This window comes from Salinispora tropica CNB-440 (genome assembly GCF_000016425.1).
GTDB classification, from domain to species: domain Bacteria; phylum Actinomycetota; class Actinomycetes; order Mycobacteriales; family Micromonosporaceae; genus Micromonospora; species Micromonospora tropica.
Genome location: NC_009380.1, coordinates 3,415,671 through 3,436,132, shown reverse-complemented (window position 1 = coordinate 3,436,132; position 20,462 = coordinate 3,415,671). Strand labels below are relative to the sequence as shown.

General features: G+C 69.2%; 18 protein-coding genes and 2 pseudogenes. 12 read left to right on the top strand and 8 right to left on the bottom strand.

Annotation, left to right across the window (positions count from 1 at the left end):
• Positions 1-30: 30 nt before the first annotated feature.
• Positions 31-1,377: a UDP-N-acetylmuramoyl-L-alanine--D-glutamate ligase gene (gene murD, locus STROP_RS15050; RefSeq protein ID WP_012014220.1), complete on the top strand. Its 1,347-nt coding sequence runs from the start codon at positions 31-33 to the stop codon at positions 1,375-1,377.
• A gap of 68 nt (positions 1,378-1,445) precedes the next feature.
• Here the strand turns inward: murD and STROP_RS15045 are convergent, their stop codons facing one another.
• The 3 genes and pseudogenes from STROP_RS15045 to STROP_RS26200 form a co-directional block, all read right to left on the bottom strand.
• Complete coding sequence (locus STROP_RS15045) at positions 1,446-2,159, bottom strand: cyclase family protein (RefSeq protein WP_012014219.1); 714 nt, start codon at positions 2,157-2,159, stop codon at positions 1,446-1,448.
• Positions 2,156-2,281, bottom strand: a pseudogene (locus tag STROP_RS26205) (asparaginase); the annotation flags it as partial. The pseudogene STROP_RS26205 and the gene STROP_RS15045, both read right to left, overlap by 4 nt.
• Before the next feature lie 137 nt (positions 2,282-2,418).
• Positions 2,419-2,775: pseudogene (locus tag STROP_RS26200) on the bottom strand (RrF2 family transcriptional regulator); the annotation flags it as partial.
• A gap of 81 nt (positions 2,776-2,856) precedes the next feature.
• Here STROP_RS26200 and STROP_RS15035 point away from each other — a divergent pair.
• A complete protein-coding gene (locus STROP_RS15035) occupies positions 2,857-3,606 on the top strand; it encodes an SDR family oxidoreductase (protein ID WP_012014218.1) in 750 nt (249 codons plus the stop codon).
• An 82-nt stretch (positions 3,607-3,688) separates the two neighbouring features.
• Here the strand turns inward: STROP_RS15035 and STROP_RS15030 are convergent, their stop codons facing one another.
• Complete coding sequence (locus STROP_RS15030; protein WP_012014217.1) at positions 3,689-4,741, bottom strand: asparaginase; 1,053 nt, start codon at positions 4,739-4,741, stop codon at positions 3,689-3,691.
• 133 nt (positions 4,742-4,874) lie between these two features.
• Here STROP_RS15030 and STROP_RS15025 point away from each other — a divergent pair, with 133 nt between their 5' ends.
• The 3 genes from STROP_RS15025 (at position 4,875) to STROP_RS15015 (ending at position 7,424) form a co-directional block, all read left to right on the top strand.
• Positions 4,875-5,558: a HEAT repeat domain-containing protein gene (locus STROP_RS15025; protein WP_012014216.1), complete on the top strand. Its 684-nt coding sequence runs from the start codon at positions 4,875-4,877 to the stop codon at positions 5,556-5,558.
• Positions 5,552-6,562, top strand: a complete 1,011-nt coding sequence (locus STROP_RS15020) for a HEAT repeat domain-containing protein (protein WP_012014215.1) — start codon at positions 5,552-5,554, stop codon at positions 6,560-6,562. The genes STROP_RS15025 and STROP_RS15020 overlap by 7 nt, the downstream gene beginning before the upstream one ends.
• 118 nt (positions 6,563-6,680) lie before the next feature.
• Positions 6,681-7,424 carry a 3-oxoacyl-ACP reductase family protein gene (locus tag STROP_RS15015; protein ID WP_026275256.1) on the top strand — a complete coding sequence of 248 codons (744 nt, stop codon included), beginning with the start codon at positions 6,681-6,683 and terminating at the stop codon, positions 7,422-7,424.
• Positions 7,425-7,493: 69 nt separating this feature from the next.
• On the opposite strand, the gene STROP_RS15010 is transcribed toward STROP_RS15015, so the two are convergent.
• Positions 7,494-8,333, bottom strand: a complete 840-nt coding sequence (locus tag STROP_RS15010; RefSeq protein ID WP_012014213.1) for an NAD(P)H-binding protein — start codon at positions 8,331-8,333, stop codon at positions 7,494-7,496.
• A gap of 191 nt (positions 8,334-8,524) precedes the next feature.
• On the opposite strand from STROP_RS15010, the gene STROP_RS15005 reads away from it, so the two are divergent.
• Complete coding sequence (locus STROP_RS15005; RefSeq protein ID WP_018833097.1) at positions 8,525-9,367, top strand: class I SAM-dependent methyltransferase; 843 nt, start codon at positions 8,525-8,527, stop codon at positions 9,365-9,367.
• Positions 9,368-9,685: 318 nt separating this feature from the next.
• Positions 9,686-10,093, top strand: coding sequence for a RidA family protein (locus STROP_RS15000; protein WP_012014211.1), 408 nt, complete (start codon positions 9,686-9,688; stop codon positions 10,091-10,093).
• Here the strand turns inward: STROP_RS15000 and STROP_RS14995 are convergent, their stop codons facing one another.
• The gene (locus STROP_RS14995; RefSeq protein ID WP_012014210.1) at positions 10,094-10,486 is read right to left on the bottom strand and encodes a winged helix-turn-helix transcriptional regulator; all 393 of its coding nucleotides are present in this window, start codon (positions 10,484-10,486) and stop codon (positions 10,094-10,096) included. It lies immediately after the preceding gene.
• Positions 10,487-10,709: 223 nt separating this feature from the next.
• Here STROP_RS14995 and STROP_RS14990 point away from each other — a divergent pair, with 223 nt between their 5' ends.
• Both STROP_RS14990 and STROP_RS14985 read left to right on the top strand, forming a co-directional pair.
• On the top strand, positions 10,710-12,020 hold the full coding sequence (locus tag STROP_RS14990) for an aspartate aminotransferase family protein (protein ID WP_012014209.1): 1,311 nt from the start codon (positions 10,710-10,712) through the stop codon (positions 12,018-12,020).
• Entirely contained in the window at positions 12,017-13,507 is a 1,491-nt protein-coding gene (locus tag STROP_RS14985) for a CoA-acylating methylmalonate-semialdehyde dehydrogenase (RefSeq protein WP_012014208.1), read from the top strand. Before STROP_RS14990 ends, STROP_RS14985 begins: the two co-directional genes overlap by 4 nt.
• On the opposite strand, the gene STROP_RS14980 is transcribed toward STROP_RS14985, so the two are convergent.
• Together STROP_RS14980 and STROP_RS14975 are read right to left on the bottom strand one after the other, a co-directional pair.
• Positions 13,479-14,894 carry an acyltransferase family protein gene (locus STROP_RS14980; RefSeq protein ID WP_012014207.1) on the bottom strand — a complete coding sequence of 472 codons (1,416 nt, stop codon included), beginning with the start codon at positions 14,892-14,894 and terminating at the stop codon, positions 13,479-13,481. The two genes, STROP_RS14985 and STROP_RS14980, sit on opposite strands and share 29 nt — an antisense overlap.
• A 334-nt stretch (positions 14,895-15,228) precedes the next feature.
• Positions 15,229-15,552: a hypothetical protein gene (locus STROP_RS14975; RefSeq protein WP_012014206.1), complete on the bottom strand. Its 324-nt coding sequence runs from the start codon at positions 15,550-15,552 to the stop codon at positions 15,229-15,231.
• Between the two features lie 512 nt (positions 15,553-16,064).
• On the opposite strand from STROP_RS14975, the gene STROP_RS14970 reads away from it, so the two are divergent.
• From STROP_RS14970 to aroA, 3 genes are all read left to right on the top strand, one after another.
• Complete coding sequence (locus tag STROP_RS14970; RefSeq protein WP_012014204.1) at positions 16,065-16,697, top strand: TetR/AcrR family transcriptional regulator; 633 nt, start codon at positions 16,065-16,067, stop codon at positions 16,695-16,697.
• A gap of 91 nt (positions 16,698-16,788) precedes the next feature.
• Positions 16,789-19,056 (top strand): MMPL family transporter, encoded by a 2,268-nt coding sequence (locus tag STROP_RS14965; protein WP_012014203.1) that lies wholly within the window; start codon positions 16,789-16,791, stop codon positions 19,054-19,056.
• Between the two features lie 83 nt (positions 19,057-19,139).
• Positions 19,140-20,384 (top strand): 3-phosphoshikimate 1-carboxyvinyltransferase, encoded by a 1,245-nt coding sequence (gene aroA, locus STROP_RS14960; protein WP_012014202.1) that lies wholly within the window; start codon positions 19,140-19,142, stop codon positions 20,382-20,384.
• Positions 20,385-20,462 lie beyond the last annotated feature (78 nt).

Below are 20,462 nucleotides of genomic sequence, written 5' to 3'. Positions count from 1 at the left end.
CCGACGTCGTCGATATTTCGAGGAGAGCCCGTGCGCCTGTCTGACCTGCGCGGACGCAAAGTCGCGGTCTGGGGGACCGGTCGGGAGGGACGAGCGGCGGTGGTCGCGATCGCCGCGCACGGCCCGGCGGACCTGGTCGCTGTCGACGACGGCGGCTCGACGGTCAGCCCGCCCTGGGACGGATTTCTCGCGACGGCGGCGCCGCTGGTCACCGGCGACGCGGGGGCGCAACGGCTGGCCGCCGCCGACGTGGTGGTCCGCTCGCCGGGTGTCCCGAACACCCACCCGTGGCTGGCCGAGCTGTGGCGACGTCAGGTGCCGGTCACCCAGGGCACGGCGCTCTGGATGGCCGACCACGCCGCCCGCACCGTCGGGGTCACCGGCAGCAAGGGCAAGAGCACCACCTCCAGCCTGATCAGCCACCTGCTCGCCGCGGTGGACCAGCCCAACGTCTTCGGTGGCAACATCGGGGTGCCGACGTTGGACCTGCCGGCGGCCGACCTCTACGTGCTGGAGCTCTCCAGCTACCAGTGCAGCGACTTGACCGACTCGCCCCGGGTGGCGGTGGTGACCGCGCTCTTCCCCGAGCACCTGGACGCCCACGGCGGCGAACGGGAGTACTACCGGGACAAGCTCAACCTGCTCGCCCACGGCCCGGAGACCGTCGTGGTCAACGGCGCCGACCCGCGGCTCGCCGCCGAGCTCGGTGACCGGCCCGTTGTGCGAGCCGGCACCCCCGACACCACCCACGTGGCGGGCGGCCCGGACGGCACGCCCTGGTTCCACCTCGGCGACCAGCCGCTCTTCCCCCGGGCGGTGCTGCCGCTGGTCGGACGGCACAACGAGGGCAACCTCTGCGTGGCGCTGGCCGTGCTCGACGTGCTCGGCGTCGACGTGCTCGCCCGCCGGGACACCCTGGCGGTGGCCGTCGCCGGGTTCCAGGGGTTGGCACACCGGCTCACCGAGATCGTTGATCCGTCCGGTCTCACCTTCGTCGACGACACCCTCGCCACCAGCCCGTACGCGGCCATGCACGCGATCGACGCGTACGACGGGCGGGCGCTTACCGTGATCGTCGGCGGTGCCGACCGGGGCCTGGACTACACGCCGCTGCGCGATCACCTCGCCGAGCGGGAGATCACCGTGATCGGCGTACCGGACAGCGGGGCGCGGATCGTCGCCGCGCTGGACGGGTTGCCGAAGGTCCGATGCGATGTCACCGGCGATCTGGTCGAGGCGGTTCGGCTGGCCCGGCGGGTCACTCCGGCCGGCGGGGTGGTGCTGCTGTCGCCAGCGGCACCGAGCTACGGGCAGTTCCGTAACTTCGAGCACCGCTCCGAGGTCTTCGCCCAGGCGGTCCGCGACACCGCCGGCTGAATCCGCGCGAACTCGACGCGACTACCGTTCTTTGTCCAGCCCGGCAGCGACGAGCGGGCCGGCGCGGGTCAGGCCGGGTCGATCAGCGCGTACGCCCGGACCGGGAAGGTTCCCATGCCCACCACGGCGAGCGGAGCGGCGGAGAAGCGGAAGCCTCCTGCCGGCAGCCCTTCCAGCCCGCGCAGGTGCTCGACGACCGGAATGCCGGCGGCCAGCAGCTCGGTGTGTGCCGGACGGCGCAGGTCGGCCACGTCGTCGATGTTGACCGAATCGATCCCGACCACCGCGGGATTCTGCGAGGCCAGCCAGGCGGCTGCCTCGGCGGTGAGAAAGGGATGACCGTCGGTGCCGTAGGTCGGAGTGCCCCAATGTCGGTCCCAGCCGGTGCGAACCAGCACCGCTCGTCCGGTCACCATGCGGCCGGCGAACGCGTCCGCGCCGATGGCCGGCGTCGGGGCGGCGTGGACGTCAACGAGTACACCCGGCACGTCCACCAGGCGTGACAGCGGCACCTCAGCGAGGTCGGCGCCGTCGGCGAAACGGTGGAAGGGGGCGTCCAGATAGGTGCCGGTGTTGGCCACCAGGGTCATCCTGCCGATCTGGAACTCGGTGTCCGGCGCGTAGTGGGTCCGGGACTCCTCGCGGGACAGGTGGTCCTCAATGTGTGGACCAGGCAGACCCGGGTAGGTCGTCATGCCGTGCCGCACCAGGTGTGACAGGTCGACGAGTTGGGTGGTGGACCTGGGTTCGGTGGGGTTGGGTTCTGCTGTCGGTCTGGTCATCGACGTGGTATCCGATCGGAGGCGGAACTGGCCCAGGGCCAGAGGGCGGGGTCTCCGGTGCCGCTGGCGGCGGTGGGTCCGGCGATGACGGTGTCGCGGTCGGCGCCGACGGCGAGCAGGGTGCCGGGTGCGTCGGGTCGGCGCTGCCTGTCGAGGTGAGGCGTGAGCGGGTGCGGGCCGGTGCCACCGGGGGCAGGGTGGCGATGATGTCGGCGAGGGAGACGCCGGCGAGACTGCGCCGCCACGCCTCGTGCGCCTCGGCCATCTTCTCGGCGAGGACGCACCGGCTCTGGCACTCGTCGGCGGGGAGTGCTCCCTGCCCTTGTTGGCGGATCTCGCGGCACGTGTATGGCGGGGAGGAGCCGTCGACCGCCTCGACGATCCGCAGCAGGGTGATCTCGGATGCCGGTTGCGCGAGTCGGAACCCACCGGTGGGACCGGTCGTCGCGACCAGAACGCCGGCCTTGACGAGTGCCTGTAGCTGCTTGGCGAGGTAGGGCGCAGGAAGGTCGTAGTACCGCGCGAGTTGTGCCGCCGACGCGGTGGAGCTCGGGTCGAGTTGCGCCAGTGTCGCGGCGCAGTGCAACAGCCATTCGGTGCTGACGGGCAACTTCACCCGCACAGCATATTGTAGATATTGTGGATCCGTATAGTCCGAGATACGGTCAGCGCGGTAGCTGATGAGAGGAGCACCGTCATGCGGATCGCCGTCGCTGGGGCCACCGGCAACATCGGCACGCTCACCGCCGCCGCCCTCGAACGGGACGGGCACGATGTCGTACGCATCAGCCGATCGCTGGGTGTGGACCTGTCCACCGGCGACGGGCTCGACCATGCCCTCGGTGGTGTGGACGCGGTCATCGACGCCACCAACGCGCCGCCGACCGGTCCCGCGGAAGCCGTGGCGTATTTCGGCGCCACCACCCGACACCTGCTCGCCGCGGGGGAGCGGGCCGGAATCCGACACCACGTTCTCCTGTCGATCGTCGGGATTGACCGCGTCGAGGGCACCGCACACTACGCGGGCAAACGCGAGCAGGAGCGCCTCGTGGCTGGTGGTCCCCTGCCGTGGACCATCGTCCCGGCCACCCAGTTTCACGACTTCGCCGCGATGGTCGCAAGCTGGACCGAGCTGGACGGTGCCGCCACCATCGCGCCCCTGCTCGTGCAGCCGATCGCGCCCCGGGACGTGGCCGAGGTCCTCGCCGAGGTCGCGGTGGGTCAGCCGCGGGGCCGCTACGCCGACGTCGCCGGCCCGGAGCCGCAGGACCTCGTCGATCTGGCGCGCCGCACCAACGAGGCCCGCGGCCACACGGTGCGGCTCGTACCGACGTGGTCGGCCATCTTCGACTCCTCAATGGCCGGCACAGTGTTGCTGCCGGGCGAAGGGGCCCGCATCATGCCGACCACCTTCGACGAGTGGCTCGAGGGTGAGCGGCCGGGGTAGATCCGCTGCCACAGCGGTCTCGGCGGGGACGTCAAACGGGGAATGGGCGCCGGTGCGGGGGAGGGCTCTGCTGTCGGTCTGGTCATCGACGTTGCGTCCGGTCCCAGGCGGCGTTGGCCCAGGGCCAGAGGGCGGGGTCTCCGGTGCCGCTGGCGGCGGTGATCCCGGCGATGACGGTGTCGCGGTCGGCGCTGACGGCGAGCAGGGTGTGCAGCAGGATACGGGCCTTGTACGGGTCGAGGAACCCGGCACCGATCAGTCCCTGCTGCCGCAGGTCGATCTCCGAGCCGGGGAAGGCGTAGGTGGCGTCCAGGGCTGGTCCGGCGCCGATGCGGGAGGTGAGTACGACCGGGATCCTCGCCGCGAGGGCGGCGAGGTGGTCAACCAGCCGTTGGGGTACGTGGCCGACGCCGAAGCCGGCCACGACGAGGCCGTCCAGGTGCTCGGCGCCGGCGAGCAAAGTGCCGTCGTCACCGACGGTCACGGTGTACAGCCCGACCCGGGGATCGCGGGTGACCATCCCCAGCGGCACGGTCAGGCGGTGGGGCGGGTGGGCGAGCAGCCGTACCGCGCCTTCGACGACGTGGCCGAGCGGGCCGGTGTTGGGCGAGCGGAAGGTGGCGCCGCTGGTGGAGTGCGTCTTGCGGACGTGCCGGGCGGCGTGGATCTCGTCGGCGAAGACCACCAGAGTGCCGAGGCCGCGGGCGGCGGTGCTGGCGGCGGTGTGGATCGCGGCGAGGACGTTGGCGGGCCCGTCGGCGCCGACCAGGGTGGGGTTGCGCATCGCCCCGGTGACCACGATCGGCGCGTCGCCAGCGTGCAGCAGGTCGAGCAGGTACGCGGTTTCCTCGATGGTGTCGGTGCCCTGGGTGACCACGACGCCGTGCACGTCCCCGGTCCCGGTGCGCTCGGCGATCAGGGTGGCCAGCGCCGTGAGGTCATCGATGCTGAGGGAGGCGCTCGGCAGTTGGCGGAAGGTCTGGACCGGTACGTCGATGCCGGTGTCGGCCCATCCGGGTACGGCGGCGATGAGATCCTCGGCGGTCAGCGTCGGCACGACGCCGTCGGTGCCGCCGGTCATGGCGATCGTGCCGCCGAGGGAGAGCATCAGCACCGATGCGCGCTGCTCTGTCACCGCACCTCCTCGTCCGGGCGTGTGCCTGTGGCAGCCTGCCACAGTTTCCAGGTGAAGCCGAGGTCGGCTCGGCCGGTCCGTTTGACCTTGACACGGTGACAAGGTCTTGACTGTGTCTGGGAGGTGGTACCCAATGAACCCGGCTCAGAACACCCCGACTCACGGTGCGGTGGCTGCCTTGCGGGCCAAGACATCGTCCACCCGGCTACAGGCGGCCATGGCGGTCGGTATGCACCCCGACCCGCGTGTTGTCACCGTGTTGGTGCAGCGGTGCGCGGTCGAGCCGGACTTCTTCGTGCGTGACATGCTCACCTGGGCGCTTACCCGCCTCCCGGAGGCGGTCACGCTGCCCCGGCTCGTCGCCGAGCTCACCTCTGAGCACGCCCAGGCTCGTAGCCAGGCCCTTCACACGCTATCCAAGATCAATAACAGGAGCGTGTACCCCTCGATCGTCGGGACGCTGCTGCGCGACCCCGACGACGAGGTCGCGCGGACCGCCTGGCGGGCCGCTGTCGTGCTCGTCCCCGACGGGCAGGAGAAGGCGTTGGCCGCGAAACTGGTCACCCAGCTTGGCCGCGGTGACCGGGACGTGTGGCTGAGCCTCAGTCGGGCGCTGGTCGGCCTCGGCGAGGCGGTCATGCCGGCCCTTGCGGCTGGTATCGCCAGCTCGGAGACGAGGACGCGGGAACACGCCCACGCCACTCTGCTGCTCCTAGAGGACCCGGATGCCGAGTACGACGCGCTCATCGAGGAGGCGGGACGGCTCGCCGCCCGCACGGCTGACCCGGTGGGTGAGGAAGAGGAACCATTATGCTGATCGGCGACGTGGCGCGCCGCTCGGGAGTGAGCACCCGCATGCTTCGGCACTACGACGCACTGGGGCTGGTCCGACCGACGGGTCGTACCTCGGGCGGCTACCGCGAATACTCGGACGAGGACGTACGGCGGCTGTTCCAGGTGGAGAGCCTGCGGTCACTGGGGCTGTCGCTGCGCCAGATCACCCGGGCGCTCCAGGATCCCACCTTCACACCGGCCGGCCTGGTCGGCGACCTCATCACCGTGACCGAAGAGCGGCTGGAGCGGGAACGGGAGCTGCTCGACCGGCTTCGTACGGTCGATGCCGCGGCGCCCTCCGGATGGTCGGGGGTCCTGCGCATCATCGAGCTCATAACCGGGCTCAACTCACCCAGTGCCGCCCTGCGTCAGCAGAGTGTTCTGGCCCCCGCCGAGGAGGCACGGGTGCCCGCCGAGTTGCTGGCCGGCGCGGTCCTCGCCGAATCCGACCCCAACGTGGCCGGCGCGCTGCGATGGGCGCTCGCTCGGGCGGGCGGTGACCCCCTGGCGAGCCTGGCCTCCGGTGTCCACTCCGAGAACGTGGACATCCGCCGCCGCGCGATCCAGGCGGTCGCCGCCCTGACCGGTGACGAGGCGACAGCAGCGCTCGTGAACGCCCTCGGCGACCCGGACCCGGCGGTCCGCCGACACGCGGCCCTGGCGCTGGGCCGGCGTGGCGAGGTGGCGGCCGTGCCCGCACTTGTCGACCTGGTGGTCGAGGGCGGGCACGACGTCCAGGCGGCCGAACTCCTGGGGGCCCTGTCGGAGGACCCGGCCCGCGCGGAACAGATCGTCAGCGCCCTCTCCGACGAGCTCGCCGCCCCTACCGCGGACTCCGCCGTCCGGAGCCGGCTCACCCAGGCCATCCTGGAGCTGCCCCGGACCGTCGCGCAGCCCGTCCTGCGACGGTTGTCCCACGACGATGACCCGGTGGTGGCACTGACCGCCGCGGCCTATCTGGAAGACGAAGACTCCACGTCTCGTTAAGGGGTGGTGCTCGGCAGCTCTTGGCCGCAACGCGACGTCGGATTGCCGCCAGACTCCTCGCTCGCGACACGTGAGCATGAGTTTCGTTGACGAAGGCGACAGGAAAGATGAGCGAACAATGACTACGGTACTTGGCGGCAAGGTGGCATTCGTGACGGGCGGCAGCCGTGGCATCGGCGAGGCTGTGGCGCTGAGGCTGGCAGCGGACGGCGCCGACGTCGCACTGACCTACCGGGACAGTGCCGAGCGCGCGGCAGACGTCGTCGACCGGATCAAGGCGCTGGGGCGCCGTGCCTGGGCGGTCCAGGCTGACAGTGCGGACCCGACGGCGATGCGTACGGCCGTAGATCGGGCCGTCGAGGAGTTCGGGCGGCTCGACATCGTGGTCAACAACGCGGGGATTGGTGTGCTCGGTCCGGTCGAAGACATGTCACTGGAGGACATCGACCGCGTGTTGAGTGTCAATGTTCGGGCGCCTTTCGTGGCTTCCCAGGCAGCGGTGCGGCACATGACCGAAGGCGGAAGAATCATCAACATCGGCAGCTGCCTGGCCGAGCGGGCCGCGCTCCCCGGCGTCGCGCTGTACTCGACGAGCAAGACCGCGTTGATCGGCCTGACCAGGTCGTTGGCCCGCGAGCTGGGTGCCAGGGGGATCACCGCCAACCTGGTCCATCCCGGGCCGACGGAGACCGACATGAACCCCGCCGACGGCGCGGGCGCCGACGTGCAGCAGAGCCTCACCGCACTTGGTCGCTTCGGCCAGCCGTCGGAGGTCGCCGCGACCGTCGCCCACCTCGCGGGTGACGGTGGTCGCTATGTCACTGGTGCCGCCATCGCTGTGGACGGCGGCTTCGCCGCTTGATCCACGCGGATCGACTCAGGTCACTGCCCTCAGCGCCGTGGTCTGAGTCGATCCGCATGGCACCGGAGGTTATGCCCTGGCCCAGACGCCGGTGGCCGCGGTGCTCGTGGCGTAGTCGGTGAAGTCGCGGGGCGGCCGGCCGAGGGCCCGCGCGACACCGTCGGCCACCTGAGCATTCCGCCCGTCCAGCAGGGTCGTGAACAGGTGTGTCAGCAACTCGATCGCCCCCGCGGGGACGCCTACGGCGGCGAGGCCGTCCGCGTACTCCTCGGGGGAAACCTGCACGAAGTTGACGGCCCGACCCGTGACTGCGGAGATCTCGGCGATCGCCTCGCCGAAGGTGAGCAACCGGGGCCCGGTCAGCTCGTAGAGCTGCCCGGCGTGCCCGTTGTTGGTCAGCGCCGCCGTGGCCACCTCGGCGATGTCGTCGGCGTCCACGAACGGCTCGGGTACGGCTCCGACCGGGAGGACGACCTCGCCACCGAGGATCGGACCAAGGAGGTAGTCCTCGCTGAAGTTCTGGTTGAACCATCCCGACCGCAGGATCGTCCACTCGACCCCGGCGGACTGAACGTGCTTCTCGGCAAGCTGGGCTCTGTCCTGCCCGCGGCCGGACAGCAACACCAGTCGGGAGACTCCGGCCGCCACCGCGAGATCAGTGAACGCGGAGACCGTCTCGAGTGCGCCTGGCTCGGCGAGGTCCGGATAGTAGGAGACGTAGACGGCGTTGATGTCCCGCAGGGCCGGTGCCCAGGTTGCCTGGTCGGTCCAGTCGAAGGGTTGCTGGGCGGAGCGGGAACCCACTCGGACCGGTACGCCCTGTCCCTGCAAGCGTGCCACGATGCGCCGGCCGGTCTTGCCGGTGCCGCCGAGGACCAGGATCTGCTGCTGCGTGTGCTGAGTCGTCATACCGACCAGTGAAGTGTAGTCGCTTGAGACGGTACATAGCTCATCCGCGCGATCTTGTGTGTAATCGCCTACGCGAACGTAGTCGTCGGTTCCCGCCTCGCGGGGTGACACCACAATCATCGCTCAGCGGAAGCAGGCGACCCCGTCTGCTTCCCACGTGGCCTCGGCTGTTCCGGGCTTACGCTCGTGTCATGGACGGTGACGGTCGTCGGATGAGGCGGCGGGGCAGCTTCGACGAGGATCCCGACATTTACCAGATGGCCCGGCCGGACTACCCGCGGAGGGTGTACGAGGTGCTCTCGGGCATGGGGTTGGGGCCCGGTGCCCGCGTGCTGGAGATCGGGCCTGGGACCGGGCAGGCGACCAGACCTCTCGTGGCCGCCGGTGCCTCGGTGCTGGCGGTGGAGCTGGGTGGCCACCTGGCGGCCCGGCTGCGCACGGACCTGGCGGGCCACGACGTGACCGTCATCGAGGGTGACTTCGTCACCGTGCCGCTGCCCGACGGTGATGTCGACCTGGCGGTCTGCGCTACCACGTTTCATTGGCTGGACCCTGACGCGGCGGTGCGGCGGCTGGCCCGCCTGGTACGGCCGGGCGGAGGGCTGGCGGTGTGGTGGACCGTGTTCGGTGACCCGGACCGTATCCCGCCCTGGCGGGCGGAAGTGGACAGGTTGTACCGACGCTGGCTACCGGGGGAGAAGGTCCGCCCGGGGGACCTACCAGCGGTGATGCGGGTTGCCGAGCGCACGGCGGAGCTGGCGGCAGGTGGCTGGTTCGGCCCCGTCCAGGTCGAGATGATTCGCTGGGAGCATCAGCTGACTCCGCGCCGTGTTCGCGGATTGTGGGCGACCTTCTCCGCCGTGCGCGAGTTGAGCGCTGACCGGCGACGGTCGCTTCTCGACGGCGTCGCTGAGGTGGTCGCCAGTCAGCCCGGCGGAGTCGCGGTCGACAACTATGTCACCGCGCTGTATACGGCACCGCGCCGGGACGATTCTGGGCCGCGCCGCGGCGCTTCAGGACCTTCAACGCGTTGACGCCGATGGCTGGGGGCCGCGTCCTGCTCGGACAGCACCGGTGGTCACGCCTTGCCCCAGGCCGGTGGCCGCGGCTGTTCGTTGTGTGCCTGCCTGCTGGCGTTCACACACGCGAGCTTTCGGCTACGCCGCTCGCTACGGACGGGCCTGCTGGTCCCAGCTCTTCGACCCCCGCCTCCGGCGTCGGCTGGAACCGGATGCGGCCCGGTGAGTTACCGAAAGGTTCTTAGGGTTCGGAAAAGTGCCTTCTTCCCTGCATAAGGGCGGTTTCCTATAGTGTTCTAGTATCTGAAAGAGAGCGAAAAGGAGGCAGCCATCATGGCCGTAACCCTGGTCAACCCGAGCGGACTTCCCGAGGTTGACGTGTACCGGCAGGTGTCGGTAGCGACCGGCTCCAAGCTGATCCATGTCGCTGGGCAGGTCGCCTGGGATGCGGACGGTAAGACGATCGGCGAAGGCGACCTGACCGCTCAGGTCGAGCAGTGCTACCTCAACGTCGGTACCGCGCTGGCTGGCGTCGGGGCGTCTTTCGCCGATGTGGTGAAGTTGACCGTGCATGTCGTTGACTGGACCCCGGACCGGATGCCGGAGCTGCTCGAGGGCATCGCGCGGGCGTCGGCCAAGCTGGGCACGACACCCATAGCTCCGGCCTCGCTGTTCGGGACCGCGGCGTTGGACGTTCCTGAACACCTGGTCGAGGTTGAGGCGACCGCCGTCCTCGATTGATCACAACTGCGAGGCGTCGAAGCGGTGCCGCGACGTCTCGATGTGGCTGAAGTAGCGCTGCGTCCACCCACACATGCCGTCGACCACGCTGCGCAGTGCCTCACCCGCCCCGGTAAGGGTGTACTCGACCCGGGGCGGGATGGTGGGATACACGGTTCGCTCGACCAGGCCGTTGCGTTCCAGCATGCGCAGGTTCTGGGTGAGCATCTTGTGGCTGATACCGCCAACCTCGTCGCGTAGTTCACCGAAACGCATGGTGCGTTGTCCGAGGAACTCGATGATCAGGAATGCCCACTTGTTGGCCACCTCGGAGAAGATCTCTCGTGCCAGCGAGTCGGCACGCGCCAGGTCGGCGTTCACCAGCAGTTCGCTTGCCCCGTGTTTGGTACCCATTCAACTACTCTCTACCAGATCCTCAGTAACTGCAAGAGAGTAAGGGAAATGGGGACGAGGGCCATCGACACAGGTGTCCCAGATACGACGGGCGGCATGTGCGGCCCAACCCGTTGACGTGGTGTCAGGTGGACGGCGCGGTGACGCTACACGGTGCCAGTTGTTCGCGATGCGCGGTGGTGAGAGCGTGCGTTCATCACCCGCTTCGTTGAGAGGTGTCACTATGACCACCGACGATCTGCTGGCCCGACACCGGGCGGTGCTCCCGTCCTGGATGCCGCTCTACTACGACGAACCGATCGAACTCGTCGCTGGCCAGGGGCGCCGGGTCACCGATGCGCAGGGCCGCACCTACCTGGACTTCTTCGGCGGCGTCCTGACCAACAGCATCGGTTACGACATCCCGGAGATCCGCGCGGCGGTGGAGCGCCAGTTGCGTACCGGGATCGTGCACACCTCGACGCTCTACCTGATCCGACAGCAGGTGGAGCTGGCCGAGAAGGTGGCCCGGCTGTCCGGAATTCCGGACGCGCGGGTCTTCTTCACCAACTCCGGCACCGAGGCCAACGAGGCAGCGTTGCTGATGGCCACCAACCATCGGCGCTCGCAGCAGATCCTCGCCGTGCGCAACAGCTACCACGGCCGGTCGTACGCGACGATCGGGGTCACCGGCAACCGTGGTTGGTCGGCGAGTCCGCTGAACCCGTTGCAGGTGGCCTGGCTGCACTCGGGGGAGCGGCTGCGGGGCCTGCTCGCCCGGCTACCCGAGGCCGATCGGATCGACGCGGCGGTGGAGGATCTGCGGGAGGTCCTGGCCACCCAGACCTCGGGTGATGTCGCCTGCCTGATCGCCGAGCCGATTCAGGGCGTCGGCGGCTTCGTCCACGGCCCGGACGGGCTGCTCGCCGGCTGGCGCAAGGTGCTTGACGAGCACGGCATCCTGCTCATCTCAGACGAGGTGCAGACCGGCTGGGGGCGTACCGGCACGCACTTTTGGGGTTACCAGGCCCACGGGGTGACCCCAGACATGATCACCTTTGCCAAGGGCATCGGCAACGGGTTCGCGCTCGCCGGCGTGGTCGGGCGGGCCGCGGTGGTGGAGTCGGTGCCGGCGATCAGCTTCTCCACCTTCGGCGGCAACCCGCTCTCCGCCGCCGCCGGCAACGCCGTGCTCGACTACCTGCTCGACAACGACCTGCAGGCCAACGCGGACCGGGTGGGCATGATTCTCCACGAGGGGCTTCGCGCCGAGGTCGGTGGGCTCCCCGGGGTCGCCGAGGTACGCGGCAAGGGACTGATGCTCGGCGTCGAGTTCGTCCACCCAGGCACCATTGATCCGGATCCGAAGCGAGCCGCCCAGGTGTTCGAGGCGTGCCGGGCCGGTGGTCTGCTCGTCGGCAAGGGCGGTCTGTACGGGAACGTGGTGCGGATGGGCCCACCGTTGACCCTGACCGAGGAGGAGGCCCGGGAGGGCCTGGCAATTCTGGTGACTGCGATCCGATCCGGCGGGACCGCGCCGACGGTGGCGGCATGAATCTCATCGGGCACTTCGTGGATGGCAAGCTGCTGTCCGGCACGGCGGCGCGGCGCGGCGATGTCTTCGATCCGGCCACCGGCGTGCCTACCGCGGAGGTCGAGTTGGCCTCCGCCGCGGAGGTGGCGGCAGCGGTCGAGGCCGCCGAGCGGGCCGCGCGGAGGTGGCGGGACGCCTCCCTGTCGCGGCGTACAGCGGTGCTCTTCGCCTTCCGGGAGTTGGTCCATGCCCGGCGTGACCGGCTCGCTGAGGTGATCACCGCGGAGCACGGCAAGGTGCTCGCCGACGCCGCCGGTGAGGTCCAGCGCGGGCTGGAGGTGATCGAGTACGCCTGCGGTATTCCCGCGGCGATGCGTGGCGGATACAGCGAGAACGTCTCGACCGAGGTGGACTCCTACAACCTTCGCCAGCCCCTCGGGGTGGTGGCGGTGATCAGCCCGTTCAACTTCCCGGTGATGGTGCCGCTGTGGTTCGTGCCGGTCGCGGTGGCGACTGGTAACGCGGTGGTGCTCAAGCCCAGCGAGAAGGATCCGAGCGCGGCGCTGCTGCTGGCGGAGTGGTTCGCCGAGGCGGGCCTGCCACCCGGGGTACTCAACGTGGTCAACGGGGACAAGGAGGCCGTGGACGCCCTGTTGGATCATCCCGCGGTGCGGGCGGTGTCGTTCGTCGGCTCCACGCCGGTTGCCCGGCATGTGCACCAGCGTGCGTCGCTGGCGGGCAAGCGGGTGCAGGCCCTCGGCGGGGCGAAGAACCACATGGTGGTGCTTCCGGACGCGGACCTGGACCTGGCCGCCGACGCCGCCGTCAACGCGGGGTTCGGGTCGGCGGGGGAGCGCTGCATGGCGATCTCCGCGTTGGTCGCGGTGGAGCCGGTCGCGGATGCGTTGGTCGAGAAGATCGCTGCGCGGATGGCGGAGCTGCGCACCGGCGACGGCCGGCGCGGCTGCGACATGGGCCCGCTGGTCACCGCCGCGCACGCCGAGCGGGTGCGCTCGTACGTCGAGGCGGGCGTGGCGGCGGGCGCGGTGCCGGTGGTGGACGGGCGGGACGTGCGTCCGGATGGTGACCCGAACGGCTACTGGTTGGGGCCGACCCTGTTCGACCGGGTCACCCCGGAGATGTCGGTCTACACCGACGAGATCTTCGGGCCGGTGCTGTCGGTGCTCCGGGTCGGTTCGTACGAGGAGGCCGTCCACCTGGTCAACGCCAACCCGTACGGAAACGGGACGGCCATCTTCACCAACGACGGGGGCGCCGCCCGGCGCTACCAGCACGAGGTGGAGGTGGGCATGGTCGGGATCAACGTCCCGATCCCGGTGCCGATGGCGTACTACTCCTTCGGTGGCTGGAAGGCGTCGCTCTTCGGCGACCTGCACGCGCACGGTGCGGACGGGGTGCGTTTCTTCACCCGGGGCAAGGTGGTCACCAGCCGCTGGTTGGATCCCCGCAACGGTGGGGTCAGCCTCGGGTTCCCCACCCCGACCTGAGGAACCGCAGGGTGCCCGCCCCGGCCAGGTAGGCCACCAGCGCCGGGACGGGCAGCCCGAGCAGCAGTGGGGCGTCGCGTGGGGCGGTCGCGTTGATGACGAGCGCGGCGACGACGGCGACGAAAGCGGCGACGGCGAGCACGCCGCGGCCGGTGACCAGCGAGCGGTGCTTCGCCCGGTCATCCGATGGTGGGGAGGGCGCTCGGGCGGCCGGGGGGCGGCTGGTGCGTGCCTCGACCGGGCCGAAGATGGCGACCAGGACGGCCAGGAACACACCGAGAATCAGCACCCAGGGGATCCGCCAGGCCAGCCAGGCGGCTGAGCCGGCGGCCGGGGTCGGCAGCAACCCCACCGCGTCCAGGGCGCCGATCGCCAGGATCGCCGCGCTCAGGTGCCACAGGAAGACCGTCAACACGACGCTGTTCACCGCGATCACCGCCATCCAGGGGCGGTCACGGCGCAGCCAACGCTGTGCCGGTCGGCGCAGCAGCAGGAGGAGCCCGAGCTGTGCGGTGCTCACCGCCAGCAGCGCGAGGCTGGGCGGGGCGGCGTTGTTCAGCCGTTCACCCGGAATGTTGATCATGCTGACCGGGTACGGGCCGGGACCGGTCAGCAGCACCGCCACCGCCAGTCCGCCGAGCAGCGCCGTCCAACCGGCCTGCCGCGACAGCGGCAGCCGTCGGGTCCGGAGCCCAGCCGACCGGCCACGTGGTGCCGTAGCGTCAGGGTCTTTCTTGTCCGCGTCGTACCAGGCGAAGCCGACCTGGTGAATGGCCAGCCAGCCGAAGAGGTAGTTCGGCAGGGCGGCGTCGTGCAGACCGATTTCGCGGGTCAGGTCACCCGCGGCGACGAGGGCGGCCAGCGCCACCGGTACGAGTAGCCCGTACCGCCGGTGCAGCGCGTACATCACCGGGGTCAGCGGCACCACGAGTAGGTACGCGGCGAGGAACCACAGCGGGATGGTGGCGAAGTAGACCACGGTCCGGACCAACGACGGGTCGGCACCGCCGAGCCGGGCGGCGAGGCCGGCGGCGGCGAGGCCGAGCACCAGCACGCTGGTGGGCCGGAGCAGCCGGGCACTGCGGCCGAGCAGCCAGCCGGTGGCGTCACCACCCCGACGGCGGTGCGAGGTCAGGGACGCGGCGTTGGCGTACCCACCGACCAGGAAGAAGATCGGCATGACCTGGACCGCCCAGGTCACCGGGTACGCCCATGGTAGGTCGGGCAGTGCGGAGCGCGCGGTGGGCTGCCCGTTGGCGTCGTGCCCGATGTCCACGACGCTCCAGTGACCGATGACGACCATAATGATCGCCAGGGCCCGAAGCATGTCGAGGTAGCGGTTCCGGCTCGCCGGTGTCGCCGCGGCGAGTCGGCGCAGGCGGCCCATGGGCGCAAGCGTAGGGGACGGTGGCGGTAGCCGTGCGGCGTTCGGGCGCAAAGCCGGTTGGTGCGGCTCCACCTTCTACCATCGCGGTTTCAGATTGTGGTTGAGCAGGAGTTTCTTCCTGTCCTCCTCGGGACACTTCGCTGTTTACGTGAAGCTGAGGACTATTCCTGAATGACCGACTTCCTGCCGGCACTTCGGCCGTGACTGGCAACTATCATGGCCACGGCCGATCACGGTTCCGGGCCGCCTACATCTATTGGGCCTGTGCCGGAGATTCCGGCTGCATGGCTTGGCCCGGGGCCCCGACGATCTGCCGGGGGATGGGCGGCAGCGGCTAAGACCGTTCGGAGCGATGCCCGGCGTAGCCCGGCCTTGGGTCCTGCCTGCTGGGGCATTCGTCCGGGCTGCTGCTGACCCGGCTCAGCAGCAGCGATCGCTCGAGCCCATCACGTAGTAGATCCAAGGTGAACTCGAACTCCACCTGGCTGTCACACCAGCCAAGGGTGGGGTCGGTGACCGAGTGCAGTTCGGTGGCCACCATTGCGGTGAGGTGGGGAAGCGCCTCGCCCATCGCGGCCAGCTGCCTCTTCACGTCGGCGTCAGCCTCCTCGCCGCCACCGGCAGGGGTAGAAAGTTCCTGGGTGAAGCCGAGCACCATACTGCCGAGTGCAGGTAGCCCGCGGTGGGCGAGTCGGTAGGAAAACCCACCCCGACCATTTGGGCTAGGACGTCCTCGAAATGGACGTACACGCTCGGGGGATGGTCGACCGCGAGCTGATGAGCGCGGGCCCCCAGGGGTGCTGGAGGATTACCCGGCGGGCGGCGAGGCAACGTGCGCGCAGCGCGGCACGCCACTCAACGCTTTCGTCAAGTCGGTCGATCTCAGCGCGAACTTCGCCGAGCAGCGCCTCAACTCCGGAAGCGTTGACCGCGCGGGGCTGTGGAGGCTTGCCGCAGTTCTGATCGGTGCAGGCGGTGCGCTGCCTCTGGGTTCAACCCAAGCCCTTCGGCTCTGGTCAGAACTTGGACCTTCGCCTTGAGGGTGGCCAGTTGGTCGGCCGGAGTGCGCGTAGTCATGGCGGGCGGGCCTGGTGTCTCGTGTGACCCACTTCAGAAACTTTCCTACCAGGAAAATTTGCCAAGTTGGAAAAACTCTGTCATGGTGTTGGTATGACCTCCGAGTTGAGCCTGCGCGAACGCAAGAAGCTGGCGACGCGCGAGGCATTGAGCCACGCCGCCTGGTCGCTGATGGTCGAGCGCGGACTCGACGCGGTGACGCCCGAGGCGATCGCCGCGGCGGCCGACGTCTCACCGCGTACGTTCCGCAACTACTTCTCCGGTCGCGAGGAGGCGATTCTCTATGGAGCGGTGCGCCGCGCGGGGCCCGAGGCGATTGCCGAGGCAATCCGGGCCAGGCCCGCGGGTGAGGCCGTCTGGGACTCTCTGGCAGAAGCGCTCTCTTCTGTTGTCACAGGCTTCCTCGACCATCGCGACCACCTGGTCGTGCTGATGAACGTGATCCGGGAGAACCCGGCGATGTTGGCCCAGCATCTCGTCATGTTCGAGCGGGCCCACCGCCTACTCATGGATGTCATCGCCGAGCGCGTCAGCGCCGAACCGGACTGTGACCTCGGCTCACGGCTACTGGCCGGAGCCGCGTGCCTCGCGCTGCAAACCTCGCTTGAGATGTGGGCGGAAGGCGCCACCGACACACTGCCTGACCTCGTTCGGCAAAGCTTCGCGCAACTGCGGGCGGGCCTTCCACTGGGTAGCCACACCAACCGCTCAACTATCGATACCTGAAAGCGGGTCGTCTGACCCGACCCGAACCGTAGCCGTCCACCTTGTACCGCGGTGGTCGGTCGAATCTCGACGTCTGTAAATGGAGGGCCTGATGGCCTCGTTTCTCTACCGGCTTGGCAAATTCGCGTTCGGTCGCCGATGGCTCGTCGTCGGGTTGTGGCTGGCCGTTCTCAGCGCCACGTTGGTCGGCGCCGCCGCCTTGTCCGGACCGACCTCCGACGCGTTCCGCATTCCCGGCACGCCATCGCAGCAGGCGATCGACCTGCTGCGGGAACGGTTCCCACAGGCCTCCGCCGACGGTGCGACGGCCCGCGTGGTGTTCGCCGCACCAGAAGGGCAGAAGCTCACCGACCCCGAGTACCGCACGGCCATCGAGCGCGCCGTCACCGAACTGGATCAGGCGCCGCAGGTCGCCTCCGTGACCGACCCATTCCAGTCGGGCGCCGTCAACGCCACCGGCACGATCGGCTTCGCGCAGGCGACCTACCAGGTGCAGGGCGCGGAACTGACTGAGCCGGCACGCGACGCGTTGACCGCCGTCGTGGAAACGGCGCGCGGCGAAGGCTTGACCGTCGAGGTCGGCGGCGACGCGCTGCTGGCCAATCCGGAACAAGGTCTGGCCGAGGTCATCGGCATCGTCGTCGCCGCCGTGGTTCTGGTGATCACGTTCGGGTCGATGGTGGCGGCGGGTCTACCGCTGCTGACCGCGATCCTCGGCATCCTGATCGGCGTCGGTGCGATCACCGCCGCGACCGGCTTCGTCGACCTGTCGTCAACCACGCCGACCCTTGCGCTGATGCTCGGTCTGGCGGTAGCCATCGACTACGCGCTGTTCATCGTTTCGCGCTACCGGCACGAACTCGCCCTCGGCCGCGAACTGAAGGAGGCCGCCGGTCGCGCGGTCGGCACCGCCGGCTCCGCGATCGTGTTCGCCGGGCTCACCGTCATCATCGCACTGGCCGCGCTGTCCGTCGTCGGCATCCCATTCCTGACCCAGATGGGGCTTGCCGCCGCCGGAACTGTGGCCGTCGCTGTCCTCATCGCGCTGACCCTGCTGCCAGCCCTGTTCGGGCTCGTTGGCCGGCGGATCGCCGGTGGACGCGTGCGCGGGTTGCCCGCCCGCGACCCAGAAGGTGACACCGCGACGCCGAGCTTCGGCATCCGATGGGCTCGCACGGTGACCCGCCGTCCCGTCGCGGCGCTGCTGATCGCCGTTGTCGCGCTGGGCGTTGTCGCCATCCCCGCCGCAGATCTGCGCCTCGGCATGCCCGACGACAGCACCGCCGCACCGGACACCACTCAGCGAAAGGCCTACGACCTGGTCGTTGCCGGGTTCGGCCCCGGCTTCAACGCTCCGCTAACCGTCGTGGTCGAGGCTGGCACCAGTCTGGCTGATGGCGTCGTCGAGCAGGTGGCGCAGTCGATTCAAGGGCTCGACGATGTGGCCACGGTTACCCCGCCCGTCATCAACCCCGCCGGTGACACCGGACTGATGACCGTCGTTCCGAACAGCGGACCCAGCGATTCCGGCACCGAGGAACTGGTCCACGCGATCCGTGACCTCGACGGCACGGTATCTGGTGCCGCCATTGGCGTCACCGGCCTGACCGCCATCAACATCGACGTCTCGACCACACTCGGCGACGCGCTGTTGCCGTACCTGGCGGTCGTAGTGGGGCTGGCGCTGGTCCTGCTCATGCTGGTGTTCCGGTCGCTGCTGGTGCCGATTAAGGCCACCGCCGGCTTCTTGCTCAGCGTCGCGGCCACATTCGGCGCGGTCGTGGCAGTGTTCCAGTGGGGTTGGGCGGCCAGCCTTTTCGGCATCGAACAGACTGGGCCCATCATCAGCTTCCTGCCGATCTTCCTGATCGGCATCGTGTTCGGCCTGGCCATGGACTACGAGGTCTTCCTGGTCACCCGCATGCGCGAGGAATATGTCCACGGTAGTGACGCGCGCGAGGCGGTGGTGAGTGGATTCGGGCACGGGGCGCGTGTTGTCACCGCCGCCGCGATCATCATGATCGGCGTCTTCACCGGCTTCATTCTGTCCCCGGAGCCGATCATTACGTCGGTCGGTTTCGCCCTCGGCGTCGCCGTGCTCTTCGACGCCCTCGTCGTACGGATGACCATCGTGCCAGCCGTCATGACGCTGCTCCGAGATGCCGCCTGGCGGCTACCACGTTGGCTCGACCGTGCGCTCCCCGACGTGGACGTAGAAGGTGAGAAGCTGCGCCACCGACTCGATATGGCTTCTACCCGCGACGAGCTATCGACCGATTCTGATCGACGCGATCACACCTCACCGCGGCCGCTCCAACCGACGGGGGCGCGCGGCAACGGTGAACACTCGGGTGACTGACCGCTGACGGCAAGCCGGCCCGGTAGGTGTGTCGTCCCCGCCCGGCATCGGAAAATACCTACGCGGTTTGTGAGGATGACGGCATGAGCGCAATACGGGCCCGCGTGCCCGGATCGAAGTCCTTGACCAACCGTGCCCTCGCCATCGCGGCTATGGCGGACGGAGTGACCGAACTCGACAATCCGCTGGTGAGCGATGGCACCACGGCGTTCGCCGACGCGCTCGTCGCCCTCGGGGCGTCGGTCGAACGGCACGCCCAGCGGTGGACGGTGACTGGCAGCGGCGCCGGGACGCGGTTGAGGTCCGGTCGAGTCTGGTGCGAGGACGCCGGTACGGCAGCCCGGTTCCTACCGCCCATGGCCGCGGCAGCCGGTGGTGTCTTCGACTTCGATGGCACGGACCAACTACGTGCCCGGCCACTTCATCCGCTGATCGACGCACTGCGTGCACTTGGCGCGACGGTCGAGCCCAGCGGTGACGGCGAGGGACTGCCGTTCCGTCTGGTATCGGATGGCCTTACCGGGGGTGAAGTCGTGCTCGCCAGCGGCACCAGCAGCCAGTACCTGAGCGGGCTACTCATGGCCGGGCCGTTGCTGTCCAACCCGCTTACGGTGGTCGCGCCGGAACTGGTCAGCCGGCCGTACGTCGATATGACGATCGCCGTGATGGCTCGCTTCGGGGCTCAGGTCGCTGAGGCCATCCCTGGCCGCTTCACCGTTCGCCCCGGTCGGTACACCCGCACCCAGTTTCTCGTCGAGCCGGACGCCTCGACCGCTTCGTATGTTCTCGCGGCCGCCGCAGTCACGGGGAAGGAGGTATCCGTAGATGGGTTGGGCAGCGCCAGCCTGCAGGGCGACCGGCGGTTCGTCGACGTGCTGTCTCAACTGGGCGCCAAGGTGACGGCGGACCGAGATCGGGTGACGGTGCGAGGGCCGCGACAGTTGCGTGGGGGATTCGCGGTCGACATGGGGCCGATCTCCGACACCTTTATGACCCTCGCCGCCATCGCGCCGCTCGCTGACGCGCCGATTCGAATCACCGGCGTGGGCCACGCCCGCCTCAAGGAGTCAGACCGGATCGACGCGATAGCACAGAACCTTGTCTCGTGTGGCGTTCCGGTGCGGACAGGAGCGGACTGGATCGAGATTTCCCCGGCGGACCCATCCGCGGCCCTGATCCGCTGTCGGCGGGACCACCGCATCGCGATGTCGTTCTCGGTGCTCGGGCTGCGGGTTCCCGGTCTGGTCCTCGATGACCCGGCATGCGTGTCGAAGACCTTTCCCGGATTCCACGACGAGTTGGCAAGACTGTTCGCCGGCGACCGCTGAGGTGGTGGCGAGAACGCACCATCTTCTGCGGCGCCTGCATGGTCGTTGGTCGTCGACCGCAGGCGGCGACCCTGACAT

What these genes read in the sequence shown, in the direction of transcription:
- STROP_RS15025 (WP_012014216.1), top strand. Translation starts at nt 4,875, where the DNA reads ATGAACCCGGCTCAGAACACCCCGACTCACGGTGCGGTGGCTGCCTTG.
- STROP_RS14975 (WP_012014206.1), bottom strand. Translation starts at nt 15,552, where the DNA reads ATGGTGCTCGGCTTCACCCAGGAACTTTCTACCCCTGCCGGTGGCGGC.
- STROP_RS14985 (WP_012014208.1), top strand. Translation starts at nt 12,017, where the DNA reads ATGAATCTCATCGGGCACTTCGTGGATGGCAAGCTGCTGTCCGGCACG.
- STROP_RS15010 (WP_012014213.1), bottom strand. Translation starts at nt 8,333, where the DNA reads ATGACGACTCAGCACACGCAGCAGCAGATCCTGGTCCTCGGCGGCACC.
- STROP_RS15015 (WP_026275256.1), top strand. Translation starts at nt 6,681, where the DNA reads ATGACTACGGTACTTGGCGGCAAGGTGGCATTCGTGACGGGCGGCAGC.
- STROP_RS15005 (WP_018833097.1), top strand. Translation starts at nt 8,525, where the DNA reads ATGGACGGTGACGGTCGTCGGATGAGGCGGCGGGGCAGCTTCGACGAG.
- STROP_RS15045 (WP_012014219.1), bottom strand. Translation starts at nt 2,159, where the DNA reads ATGACCAGACCGACAGCAGAACCCAACCCCACCGAACCCAGGTCCACC.
- STROP_RS15020 (WP_012014215.1), top strand. Translation starts at nt 5,552, where the DNA reads ATGCTGATCGGCGACGTGGCGCGCCGCTCGGGAGTGAGCACCCGCATG.
- STROP_RS14990 (WP_012014209.1), top strand. Translation starts at nt 10,710, where the DNA reads ATGACCACCGACGATCTGCTGGCCCGACACCGGGCGGTGCTCCCGTCC.
- STROP_RS14980 (WP_012014207.1), bottom strand. Translation starts at nt 14,894, where the DNA reads ATGGGCCGCCTGCGCCGACTCGCCGCGGCGACACCGGCGAGCCGGAAC.
- STROP_RS14970 (WP_012014204.1), top strand. Translation starts at nt 16,065, where the DNA reads ATGACCTCCGAGTTGAGCCTGCGCGAACGCAAGAAGCTGGCGACGCGC.
- STROP_RS15000 (WP_012014211.1), top strand. Translation starts at nt 9,686, where the DNA reads ATGGCCGTAACCCTGGTCAACCCGAGCGGACTTCCCGAGGTTGACGTG.
- aroA (WP_012014202.1), top strand. Translation starts at nt 19,140, where the DNA reads ATGAGCGCAATACGGGCCCGCGTGCCCGGATCGAAGTCCTTGACCAAC.
- STROP_RS14965 (WP_012014203.1), top strand. Translation starts at nt 16,789, where the DNA reads ATGGCCTCGTTTCTCTACCGGCTTGGCAAATTCGCGTTCGGTCGCCGA.
- STROP_RS14995 (WP_012014210.1), bottom strand. Translation starts at nt 10,486, where the DNA reads ATGGGTACCAAACACGGGGCAAGCGAACTGCTGGTGAACGCCGACCTG.
- STROP_RS15035 (WP_012014218.1), top strand. Translation starts at nt 2,857, where the DNA reads ATGCGGATCGCCGTCGCTGGGGCCACCGGCAACATCGGCACGCTCACC.